Annotated in this window: 6 protein-coding genes; all 6 read left to right on the top strand. The window is 31.0% G+C overall.

Going from position 1 to position 12,935, the window contains the following annotated elements:
- The first annotated feature begins 680 nt into the window (after positions 1–680).
- Positions 681–1,562 carry a glycine--tRNA ligase subunit alpha gene (gene glyQ / locus PHD84_09410; GenBank protein ID MDD5638013.1) on the top strand — a complete coding sequence of 294 codons (882 nt, stop codon included), beginning with the start codon at positions 681–683 and terminating at the stop codon, positions 1,560–1,562.
- Complete coding sequence (gene glyS, locus PHD84_09405) at positions 1,555–3,681, top strand: glycine--tRNA ligase subunit beta (protein ID MDD5638012.1); 2,127 nt, start codon at positions 1,555–1,557, stop codon at positions 3,679–3,681. The genes glyQ and glyS overlap by 8 nt, the downstream gene beginning before the upstream one ends.
- Positions 3,682–3,799: 118 nt before the next feature.
- Complete coding sequence (gene ppdK, locus PHD84_09400; GenBank protein ID MDD5638011.1) at positions 3,800–6,445, top strand: pyruvate, phosphate dikinase; 2,646 nt, start codon at positions 3,800–3,802, stop codon at positions 6,443–6,445.
- Positions 6,446–6,634: 189 nt separating this feature from the next.
- A complete protein-coding gene (locus PHD84_09395) occupies positions 6,635–8,599 on the top strand; it encodes a sodium-translocating pyrophosphatase (protein ID MDD5638010.1) in 1,965 nt (654 codons plus the stop codon).
- 166 nt (positions 8,600–8,765) lie between these two features.
- Complete coding sequence (locus tag PHD84_09390; protein MDD5638009.1) at positions 8,766–10,070, top strand: thymidine phosphorylase; 1,305 nt, start codon at positions 8,766–8,768, stop codon at positions 10,068–10,070.
- Positions 10,071–10,172: 102 nt separating this feature from the next.
- A complete protein-coding gene (locus PHD84_09385; GenBank protein MDD5638008.1) occupies positions 10,173–12,812 on the top strand; it encodes a CBS domain-containing protein in 2,640 nt (879 codons plus the stop codon).
- Positions 12,813–12,935 lie beyond the last annotated feature (123 nt).

Here is a 12,935-nt window from a genome sequence, read left to right as displayed (position 1 = left end):
AGGTAAAATACCTTACCAGAAATTTTTAGATGGTAAGCGTAAATTAGCTTTACCATAACCCGGATAAATAGTATCCTATTTCTATAGGAAAGAACTGGATGTGTAAACACATCATGAAAGTAATACAGTAACATAATGGTATCAATAGAATTATTAATAATATTTTTGACATCATAAAATGATTTTGCTATATTTATTGTATTAAAAACAAAAAGTTATAATTATTTTATGCTAAGGATTGATTAGAGAAATCAGCTAGGAAAACTAATATTATTGTTGTAATTTTATTTTTCATCCCTCTCCATAACTAAAAAATAAAAAGTTTATTATTTTACAAGAGAGGGATTTTATTTATAATATATTCTATATAATAATTTTGAGCATCCGATTTTATAAGATTAAGATGCTCTGAAAATGGATCTATTTTAGAAAGATTGTCAAGAATTTTTTGATAAATAGCCAAAATTGTTCCAAAAAATAGATGCATGAATTGCAGGTGAGCTCACTCCCTAAGAATTTAAAATAGATTAAGTAATTCCTAGTAATTTATAAATATACCTATCTTGTTTTAGAAACAAGGAATTTTTCAAGGAACTAATAAATATTACATTTGAGATTAATTAAAGGAATCCTCAAGGGGAAATATTTCCTTGAATATCTCATTAAAAAGGAAGAAAAAAGTGAATATACAGGAAATTATATTTAATTTAGAAAGGTATTGGAGTAAGAAGGGATGTATTATTCTTACGCCTTATGGTACTGAAGTAGGAGCAGGTACCATGAATCCAGCGACATTTTTAAGAGTCCTTGGCCCAGAACCCTGGAAAACAGCATATGTTGAACCTTCCCGAAGACCTGCTGATGGTCGTTATGGTGATAATCCCAATCGTGTTCAACAACATTATCAATTTCAGGTTATTATTAAACCCTCCCCTTGGAATATTCAGGATATATATCTAGGAAGCCTGGAAAAGATTGGTATTTATCGAAAAGAACATGATATCAGATTTATGGAAGGTGATTGGGAAGCCCCAACCCTGGGTGCCTGGGGATTAGGATGGGAAGTAGTTATAGATGGTTTAGAAATTACTCAGTTTACTTATTTTCAGCAAGCAGGAGGAATTGACTTGAATCCTATACCTGTTGAAATTACCTATGGAATAGAGCGCCTAGCTATGATTGTACAGCAAAAAGATAATATTTATGAACTTTTCTGGAGTAATGATATTACTTATGGTGAAATTCAACACCAGGTAGAAATAGAACAGTCCAAATACAATTTTGAAGTAGCTGATATAAAAATGCTTTTTTCTTTATTTAGTATGTATGAAAAAGAAGCGCAACAACTAATTTCAAAAAAACTACCTATTCCTGCTTATGATTATACATTGAAATGCTCTCATACCTTTAATCTTTTAGATGCTAGGAGCGCTATAAGTGTTACAGAAAGAACTGGTTATATAGCAAGGGTAAGAGAATTAGCCAAAAAATGTGCACAGTTATATATTGAAGAAAGAGAGAACCTAAATTATCCCTTAATACAAGGATTGGATGATGAATAAATTTATTTTGGAAATTGGAACTGAAGAGATACCTTCAGCATACATCGACAATATTTTAAAAAATTTAAAGAACAATGTAAAAAAACTTCTAGAGCAACTTAATATTGATTATCATACCATTTACACATTTGGAACTCCAAGACGTTTAATTGTTTCTATAGAAGGTATTGCCACACAACAAAAAGATATCTTACATAAGATTAAAGGACCGACAGTTGCAGTTGCTTTTGATAAAGAAGGAAAGCCACAAAAATCTGCAATTAAATTTACCCAGGTAAATCAGGTTAAGATAGAAGAACTGATAATTGAAAAAAGCAACAAAGGAGAATACCTATTTGCCCAAAAGGTAATTAAGGGTAAAAAATCAGAGTTATTATTACCAGAGATTTGCTTAAATCTAATTACTAATATTAATTTACCTAAATCTATGAGATGGGGAATTACCTCTATAAAATTCATTCGACCAATACGATGGATATTAGCTTTATATAATAACAAAATTATTCCCCTAAAATTGGATGACTTAACTTCTGGAAGAACAACCTATGGACACCGTCTTCTTGCACCAGAACCAATACAAATAAATGATGCTGATGAATATTTTAATATCTTAAAAGATCAATTTGTAATTATTGATTCTGAAATCAGAAAAGAAAAAATACAAAACCAAATCGTGTCTATAATTAAAAACAATGATGGTAAAGAATATATAGAAAAATCATTGTTAGATGAAGTTAAAAATTTAGTAGAATATCCAAAAGTTTTATTGGGTAAGTTTGACAAAAAATATCTTGATTTACCCGTAGAAGTATTAAAAGCAGTTATGATTAAACATCAAAAATATTTTCCTATTTACAGTAAGAATGGTTCCTTATTGCCCTTCTTTTTAGTTGTCATTAACGGTAACGAGGATAAATATATAAAATCTATTGTCCAGGGAAATGAGAGAGTATTAAGAGCGAGATTAGAAGATGCTAAATTTTTTTACCAGGAAGATCAAAAAATCATCAAGTCAGGTTCAAAGCCTTTGGATAGCAATATAGTAAAGTTGAAGAATGTTATTTTTCAGGAAAATTTAGGAACCGTTTATAATAAAGTTGATAGATTAATAGCCTTATCTAAAAAAATTGGTGAAGAACTCAAGTTAAGTAACAATTCACTACAAATATTAGAAAGAGCTGCTCAGTTATGCAAATCGGATCTTGTTACTGAAATGGTAAAAGAATTTCCTGAATTACAGGGAGTCATGGGAAAAGAATATGCCCTTCATCAGGGAGAAGATCCCCAGGTAGCTATCGCAATTTATGAACATTATTTACCCAGATTTTCTGGTGATAAATTTCCAACAGCTATGACCGGCAGCATTCTTAGTATTGCTGATAAATTAGATAATATAACCTCCTGTTTTATTAACGATTTAGTACCTGATGGCTCTCAAGATCCCTACGCTTTAAGAAGACAATCGCTAGGGATTATCAATATTATTTTACTATATAAAATGAATTTTTCTATAAATAATATAATTGATTTAAATATTAATCTTCTGTTAACAGATAAGAATTTAACAGAACAAAAAATTATAAATAGTAGAATTAATATTCAAGATATAAAAGATTTTATTTTTCAACGCTTACGGTATCTCCTTTTAGAAAGAGAATATAAATATGATATAATTGACGCAGTATTAGCAAAAAATCCTGAAAGTATTCTTGATGTTTTAGCTCGCACTGAAGCTATTCAAAATATCTATCATACCGCAAATTTTATCAGTACTATTACTGCAGCTACTAGAGCTTTTAATCTATCCAGAAATACTCAGGAACTCTGGATTGATAACACCCTTTTCCAAGAAAAAGAAGAGCATTATCTTTATAATTGTTACCTTAAAATAAAAAAAATTATTGAAAATTTAATTATAAAAAATAATTATAACGATGTTTTTAATAACTTAGAAAAAATGAATAAACCAATTGATATTTTTTACGATAAGGTTATGGTAATGGTAAAGAATGAAAAAATAAGAAATAATCGCTTAGCCCTGTTAAAATCAATTGCCAACTTATATTTTTTTGTTGCTGATCTAACAAAAATTACCCTTGCTAAAGGCAATATTAAATGAGTAAGGAATAAACAATTAACTTGCGCTTATCCCTTTTCTGAGGAATTATAAAAAGATTATTATATATTTTAAAAAGTTAAAAAGTTGTTTTCTATTTTTTAAAGAAGGAGAATAAACGATGGAAAAATATGTGTATTTTTTTGATGAAGGCAATAAAAACATGAAAAAACTACTGGGTGGCAAGGGTGCCAATTTGGCAGAAATGACAAAAATGGGCTTACCAGTTCCCCAGGGATTTACTATTACAGCAGAAGCATGTATCGAATATACCAAGAATGAGAAACAATTTCCTATAGGGTTATGGGAGCAAATTCAAGAAAATCTAAAGAAATTAGAAGAACAATCTGGTAAAGTCTTTGGAAATACCGAAAAGCCATTATTAGTCTCCGTTCGTTCCGGTGCGGCAATTTCTATGCCTGGTATGATGGATACTATTCTAAATTTAGGTTTAAATGAACAAACTATTATAGGAATAATTAAAAAATCTACTAATGAAAGATTTGCCTATGACAGTTATAGAAGATTTATTCAGATGTTTGGAAATGTGGTGATGGGCATAAAAGGTGAGCTTTTTGAGAAGATTTTGGAAGAGATCAAAGAAAAAGAGAAAGTAGAGGTTGATTCAGATATTAGTATTGCTGGATTAAAAGAGATAGTTAAAAAATATAAAGAATTAGCCTTTAAAGAAATTGGCGAATACTTTCCCGATGAGCCACAAAAGCAATTGAAAATGGCTATAGAAGCAGTGTTCAGCTCCTGGGATAATAAAAGAGCAGTAACCTATCGAAGAATTCATAAAATTCCTGATGATTTAGGTACTGCGGTAAACGTTCAGGAAATGGTTTTTGGTAATATGGGAGACGATTCAGGTACTGGAGTAGGTTTTACTAGAAATCCCTCAACAGGTGAGAAAGAAAATTATGGAGAATATCTTTTAAATGCTCAGGGCGAAGACGTAGTTGCTGGGGTAAGAACACCGAAGCCTCTTGAGGAATTAAAGAATGATATGCCAGATGTTTATAAACAACTAATTGAAACAGTCAATATAATAGAAAACAATTACAAAGATGTTCAGGATTACGAATTCACCATAGAAAAAGGAAAACTTTTTATTCTTCAAACTAGAGATGGAAAGAGAACTGCTCAAGCTGCCTTAAAGATTGCGGTTGATTTGGTTAACGAAGGAATCATTGATCAAGAAACTGCAGTAAATAGAATAGATCCTATTCAGTTAAATCAACTTCTTCATCGTAGAATTGATCCAAATACTAATATAGATCCAATCGCCAAAGGTTTACCAGCTTCACCTGGTTCGGCTTTGGGAAGGGTTGTCTTTACTGCCGATGAGGCAGAAGAAATGGGTAAAAATGGTGAAGCTGTTATTTTAGTACGACCAGAAACTACTCCAGATGATATCCATGGCATGGTTGAAGCTAAGGGAACTTTAACCAGCAGAGGAGGAATGACCAGTCACGCAGCAGTTGTAGCTAGAGGAATGGGTATGCCATGTGTTGCCGGTTGTAATGATATTGTCATAAATATTGAAAAAGGGTTATTTAAAGTTAATGGTAAAATTATAAGAAAAGGTGATTATATTACGATTGATGGTGGAACTGGTAATGTTTATGAGGGGAAAGTGCCGATGATAGAACCAAAAATGAGTAAAGAGTTCACATTGCTACTTACCTGGGCTGATAATATCAGAAGACTTGGTGTTTATGCTAATGCTGATACGCCTGAAGATGCCCAAAAAGCTAGAGATTTAGGTGCAGAAGGTATTGGCTTATGTAGAACTGAACATATGTTTATGGCTCCAGAACGATTACCCATTGTTCAAGAGATGATTATTGCTGATAATAAAGAATTGCGGCAGATTGCTCTCGATAAACTTTTACCCGTGCAAAAAGCTGATTTTATTGGAATTTTAAAAGCAATGCATGATATGCCCGTAATTATACGTCTCCTGGATCCCCCTTTGCATGAATTCTTGCCTAATTACGAAGAAACATTGGTTAAAGTTACTACTTTAAAAATAACCAAGGAAAATAAAGATGAACTAGAAAAGCAAGAGAATATTTTAGAACGCATTAAAACCTTGCAAGAAATGAATCCTATGCTTGGTTTAAGAGGGTGTCGGTTAGGTTTATTATATCCTGAAATTTATGAAATGCAAGCAAGGGCAATTATTGAGGCAAGTATAGAACTAATTAAACAAGGAATTAAGGTTAAACCCGAAATAATGATTCCTCTAGTTAGTCATATTAATGAATTGAAACCAATTTATAAAAGTATAAAAAGCATAGCAAAAGAAATAATTTCTAGAGAGCAATCAGAATTAAAATTTAAAATAGGTACTATGATAGAATTACCCAGGGCTGCCTTAACTGCAGATGAAATTGCTCAATATGCTGAATTTTTCTCATTTGGTACTAATGACCTTACTCAGACAACATTTGGTATTAGTAGAGATGATGCCGAAGGAAAGTTCTTATTAAAATACGTCGAAGAAGGCATTTTAAAGGAAAATCCTTTTGATGTATTAGACGCTGAAGGTGTTGGTAAGTTAGTAAAAATAGGTGTGGAATTGGGTAGAAAGACTAATCCTAATTTGGAAATTGGTATCTGTGGTGAACATGGTGGAGAGCCTAATTCGGTTGAATTTTGTCATGATGCTGGCTTAAATTATGTAAGCTGTTCTCCTTTTAGGGTGCCTATTGCCAGATTATCAGCAGCACAGGCAGTTTTAAAGGAGAATAATAAATAAACAATAATTTGTATTAAGAAAAGAATGATATTAGTATATAATCATTTTATTTGTATTTAAAATGAAGGTGGTTTCCTTTTATTTTTTTAAAAATTGGAAACCACCTTCATTTCCATTGTTATGATAAAATAATTGTAATAGATTAAATTTATTTAAAAATTATAAAAATAAAATAAGGAGTAATACAAAATGGTTGTACTAAAACTTCTATCAATTTTAAGCGGAGTTATAGCATTATTATATGCAATGATTTTAGCCAAACAAGTATTGAATGAAAAAGAAGGTACCGAAGTAATGGTGCAGTTGTCTCATTCTATTGAGAAGGGGGCTATGACCTTTTTAAAGAGAGAATACTCTTTTTTATTTGTTTTTGTAGTGATTGTTAGCTTAGTAATAATCTGGGTAAGAGGTAGCATTACCGGATTTTCATTTATTTTAGGTGCCCTTTGTTCGGCCTTAGCTGGTTTAATAGGCATGAAGATAGCTACTAAAAGTAATGCCAGAACTACATTTGCTGCTCAGGAATCAGGTCTTAGTAAGGCTTTAAAAATTGCATTTTCAGGAGGAGCAGTAATGGGTTTATCTGTTTCAGGTTTTGGTTTAATCGGCTTGGGTATTTTATATTATTTTTTTGATGATCCCAATTTAATAAATGGCTTCGCTTTAGGTGCCAGTTCCATTGCTTTATTTGCCAGAGTTGGTGGAGGTATTTATACTAAGGCTGCAGATGTTGGAGCGGATCTGGTAGGTAAAATTGAAGCAGGTATTCCAGAAGATGATCCTAGAAATCCAGCTGTAATAGCTGACAATGTAGGTGACAATGTTGGCGATGTTGCTGGAATGGGAGCAGATTTATTTGAATCTTTTGTAGGCTCTATTGTTTCCTGTATGATTCTTGGTAGTTTATTGTATAACTCTGTCAATTACATTATATACCCTCTAATTCTTGTTGCTTGTGGTGTTGTTTCAGTAATTATAGCAACTTTCTTTGTTTCACCAAAAGACGATAAAAATATTCATAAGGCATTAAATATGGGGACCTATGTAAGCGGAATTTTAGTAACTATTTCATCCTTAATTTTATCTTATATACTATTTGGTAATATATTAATATTCTTTGCTACTATATCTGGTTTGATTGCCGGAGTAGCTATCGGCTTTTTTACTCAATATTATACATCATATGATTATTCTCCCGTAAGAAAGATTTCAGAAGCATCTTTAACTGGAGCTGCTACTACGATTATTGAAGGTTTTGCTTTGGGATTAAAAAGTACCGCATTGCCAGTTATTGTTATTTCTATTGCAATATATCTTTCCAATTATTTTGCAGGACTTTACGGAATATCTGTTGCAGCAGTAGGAATGCTTTCAATTGTAGGAATGACTGTATCTGTTGATTCCTATGGGCCTATTGCGGATAATGCTGGAGGTATTGCAGAGATGGCCGGTCTAAAACCTGAGGTTCGAGAAATTACGGATTCTCTTGATGCAGTTGGAAACACTACAGCCGCTATTGGAAAGGGTTTTGCCATTGGTTCAGCTGCCTTAACAGCACTTGCTTTGTTCAGTGCTTATACCAAATCAGTCAACCTTAGTATTATTAGCATTACAGATCCGATGGTTGTAATTGGCATTTTTATTGGTGGCATTTTACCTTTTTTATTCGCTGCAATGACAATAGAAGCAGTTGGTAAAACTGCCTCTTTAATGATTTCAGAAGTAAGAAGGCAGTTTAAAGAAATTCCTGGTTTAAAGGAAGGAACAGCTAAGCCTGAACCAGAAAAATGTGTTGATATTAGTACTAAGGGAGCCTTAAAAGAAATGATTATTCCAGGATTGTTAGCCGTTATTATACCTATTGTAGTTGGCATTGTGATTGGCCCTGAAGCATTGGGGGGTTTGTTACTTGGTTCAGTCGTTATAGGTGTATTTCTAGCTATTATGATGTCTAATTCTGGTGGTGCTTGGGATAACGCAAAAAAATATATTGAAAAAGGTAATTATGGTGGAAAAAATTCTGCAGCACATCAAGCTGGAGTAATTGGCGATACAGTAGGTGATCCCTTTAAAGATACAGCAGGACCATCAATGAATATATTAATCAAAGTGATGTCTATTGTATCGTTAGTTTTTATTCCTCTTTTTATATAGCATCTTTATAATTAAAGTGAACAAAAATATTATGGTATAAAGATTTTTTTGATTAATAAATTATTTTACCGTTTGATAACAAATAAAGCTTAATATAGAATATAAGAATAAAGAAAGGTCAGAAAATATTATTTAATTTCTTTATCTGAGGCAATAAATTCAAAATATGGATATAATTAATATTATTGAGAGAAAAAAGAATAAATTGCCACTGAATGAAAATGAGATTAATTTTGTCATTGTAGAATATTTAAAAGGAAATATTCCTGATTACCAGATGTCAGCATTTCTTATGACCATCTGGTTTAATGGCATGAATTACGAAGAAACTAACAACCTGACAATGGCAATGTCTCGCTCCGGTAAAATACTAAATTTGAACTCAATACCTGGAATTAAAGTGGATAAACATAGCACAGGAGGAGTAGGAGATAAAACCACACTTGCCTTGATACCAATGGTTGCCGCAGCAGGAGTTCCTGTACCAAAAATATCGGGACGTGCCTTAGGACATACAGGCGGAACAATTGATAAATTAGAATCGATTAAAAATTTTAATACCGATCTTCCAATTGAGAGATTTATTGAAAATATAAATAAGATTAAATCATCTATTATAAGTGCGAATATTGATATTTCACCTGCAGATAAAAAAATCTATGCTTTAAGAGATGTTACTGGCACTATAGATTCTATTCCATTAATAGCCAGTAGTATTATGAGTAAGAAAATTGCTGGTGGTGCAGATGCTTTTGTGCTTAATGTAACTGTTGGAAATGGTGCTTTTTTACAAAATATTTCAGATGCAATTTCTTTAGGCAAAATAATGGTGAACATTGGAAAAAGTAATAATAAAAAAACATATGTAGTTATATCCTCTATGGATCAACCATTAGGATATGCTGTCGGTAATTCTCTAGAAGTTCAAGAAGCAATAGAACTATTAAATAACAGGGGACCATCAGATTTAAAAGAGTTATGTCTTTTCCTTGGTTCATATATGTTAGTTGCTGGTGGTATTGTAAAAAAACAACAAGATGGAATTAATTTATTAGAGAAAATTATAATAAGCGGTAAGGCTTTAAATAAGTTTATAGAGATAGTGAAAAACCAAAATGGAGATGTAAATCAAATAAGAAAACCTTCTTTACTTCCTAAATCAAAATATCAAGAAAATATTTATTCTCCTAAAAGAGGTTTTATTAAAAAGATAGATGCCAGAACAATTGGTCAAGCTGCAATGTCACTGGGTGCTGGCAGAAAGAAAAAAGATGATAATATTGATTTATCAGTGGGATTAGTTCTAAGGAAAAAAATTGGTGATCAGGTTGATGTAAATGATACTCTAGCTACTATTTATTATAATAACGTCGAAAGCTATAATTTAATTGAAGAAAATGTCCCAAAAGCCTTCTATATCACAGATAAAAAAATAAGTAAGAAACCATTAATATTAAAAGTACTAAGCTAATCTAAAAATTAGTTTTATTCTCTACTTGTTTCAAAAAAATACTATTAAATTTGTTTTGCCCAAAATTGCTAATTTTTTTTTATTTAAAATGGATAGAATATTATGAAAGTAATTATTGGTCATACCAGTGCAGATTTTGACTGTCTAGCAGCTATGATTGCTGCTAAAAAAATATATCCGGACGCTTTCGCTATTTTTCCTGGTGCTATTGAAGAAAATGTTAGGAAATTTCTTTTATTATACGAAAATACCTTAAATATTTCTTCGTTAAAAACTATTGATTTAGAAAAAATAACAGAATTAATTATTGTCGATACTAGGCAAAGAGATAGAATAGGTCAATTTGAGTCGATTTTAAATAAAGAAAACTTGTCAATAGTCATATATGATCACCATCCCCCTGCAGAAAATGATATCTTTTCCAATAAAAATAAAATAGAAAAAGTTGGGGCAACTACAACAATATTATTGAAGATAATTATTAAAAAAAACATCTCTATAACACCTTTAGAATCTACTTTATTTGCCCTGGGTATTTATGAGGATACTGGCTCTATCTCTTTTTCTACTACTACTAAAGATGACATAGATGTTTTAAGTTATCTTTTTTCAATTGGAGTGAATTTAAGGACAGTAAATAAATTTACCAATATAGGTCTGAACCAAAAACAAAAAAAATTACTAAATCAACTTATTTCTACCTCTCAAGAATTGTATTTTAAAGGCGTTAATGTTGTATTCGCCAAGACCAATGTTAAAGAATATGTTGAAGGTTTAGCTCTAATTACTCACAAATTAATAGAAATTATGAACAGTGATATTATCTTCGTACTAGTAAAAATGAAAAATAGAATATATGTTGTGGCAAGAAGTAGCCGTAATTCAGTGAATGTAGGTGAAATACTCAAAACATTAGGAGGAGGAGGACATTCTCAAGCAGCATCTGCTGTAGTACGAAATATTTCCTTATTAGATGCAGAAAACAAACTCAAGCAGGTATTAGAAGAACAAATAACATTAGAAACACTGGCTAAAGATATTATGACAACTCCAGTTAAAACCTTAGATATGAACACAACTATACAAGAGGCTTATAAAATAATGCTTCGCTATGGTCATAATGGATTTCCAGTAATGGGCAATGGAAAATTGGTAGGTATAATTACCAGACAAGAAATTTATAAAGCAAAGCATCATCATTATGAAAATGAAACAGTTGATGTTTACATGTCCGATAGTATTATCAGTGTCAATCTCAAAACACCTGTACTAGAAATACAGGAATTAATGATTAAGTATGATGTAGGTAGGGTCTTGGTTTTAAGTAATCAAGGAAAATTAGAAGGAATTATAACAAGAACTGATTTAATTAGAAGTTTACATGGGGAAAAGGGCATCAATAAAGAATCATATTCTCTATTTGAAAAAAGCATAGAACAGTATGAATATAGTAAAGAAAAAATAGAATCTTTAATGTATCAATATTTTAATAGAGAAATTCTCATGGCTTTACTACAAATTGGTAAACTGGGTGATAATTTAGGATATTCGGTTTTTATGGTTGGTGGAATAGTTAGAGATTTATTATTGGGCATTCCAAATTTAGACCTTGATATTGTAGTTGAAGAGGATGCTATTAAGTTTGCCCACTATTTTTGCCAAAAGGTAAAAGGTAAAATAAAAACACACCAAAAATTTAAGACAGCTGTTGTTATATTGCCCAATGGAATAAAAATTGACTTTGCTTCAGCTAGAAGAGAATTTTATGAATTTCCAGCTGCCTTACCAGAAGTTGAATTTGCTTCAATTAAGAAAGATTTGTATCGTAGAGATTTTACTATTAATGCCATGGCAATTCAACTAAATCAGGAAAAATTTGGTAAGTTATTAGATTTTTTTGGTGGACAGAGAGATCTAGAATTAAAAAAAATAAGAATATTATATAGTCTCAGTTTTACAGAGGATCCAGCCAGGATTATCAGAGCTGTAAGATTTGAAAAGAGGTATAATTTTACCATGGAAAATTCTACTGAAAAATTTTTAAGAAAGGCTGTTAAAGAAGGACTAATTACACGAATAAGGAAAAAGAGGCTTAGTGAAGAATTTTTAATAATTTTACAGGAGAGGGATCCAGTTAAAATATTAAAAAGGATGGATGAACTGGAAATTCTTGCTGGAATTATACCCAATTTATCCATATCTCCAGATTTAATTGATAGATTTATTAAAATTGAAAATTTTGTTAGATCTTGGTCTAAAAAATTTCCTGATGAAAGGATAAATAAAAGTATTTTGTATCTTTTTTATTTTTTACTATTTTCTCAATTAGACATTAAAAGTATAAGCAAAAAAATTGAACTGAGTAAAAATACTATCAACATATTAAATAGTATAATGAGTTGTAAAGAGTTTATCGTCAACTTTTTGAAGCTAAAACCATTATCCCCCAGCCATATATACTACAACTTGCATAATAAGTCTAATGAGTTATTGTTAATAATATTATTAGAAAAATATGAAGACAACCTTATAACAGAAAGAGTTGAAAAATACCTAACTATATACAAAAAAACAACTATTTTTCTTTCTGGAAAAGATTTAACAAATTTAGGAATGAAGCCAGGTCCTATTTATGCTAAAATATTAAAGTTAATATTTTATTTACAAATGAATGGTACATTGAATAATAGAGAAGAAGAAATATCTTTCGTAAAAAGATTATTGATAAAAGGAATTATTTGATTTTATGTTAGATAACCTTTTTGGAATTATATGGAGCATACCGGCAATATTAATAGCTATTACAATTCACGAATATGCGCACGGTTTTATTGCTTATTATCATGGAGATCCCACGGCAAAGCT

Source organism: Atribacterota bacterium, assembly GCA_028717805.1.
In the GTDB taxonomy this organism is placed as follows: domain Bacteria; phylum Atribacterota; class Phoenicimicrobiia; order Phoenicimicrobiales; family Stramentimicrobiaceae; genus Stramentimicrobium.
The sequence above is the reverse complement of the archived record's forward strand: the minus strand, read 5'-3'. Positions and strand labels throughout refer to the sequence as shown.

Bases quoted from the DNA above. Each gene is read 5' to 3' on its own strand.
- glyS (MDD5638012.1), top strand. From the start codon at position 1,555: ATGAATAAATTTATTTTGGAAATTGGAACTGAAGAGATACCTTCAGCA.
- ppdK (MDD5638011.1), top strand. From the start codon at position 3,800: ATGGAAAAATATGTGTATTTTTTTGATGAAGGCAATAAAAACATGAAA.
- PHD84_09395 (MDD5638010.1), top strand. From the start codon at position 6,635: ATGGTTGTACTAAAACTTCTATCAATTTTAAGCGGAGTTATAGCATTA.
- PHD84_09390 (MDD5638009.1), top strand. From the start codon at position 8,766: ATGGATATAATTAATATTATTGAGAGAAAAAAGAATAAATTGCCACTG.
- PHD84_09385 (MDD5638008.1), top strand. From the start codon at position 10,173: ATGAAAGTAATTATTGGTCATACCAGTGCAGATTTTGACTGTCTAGCA.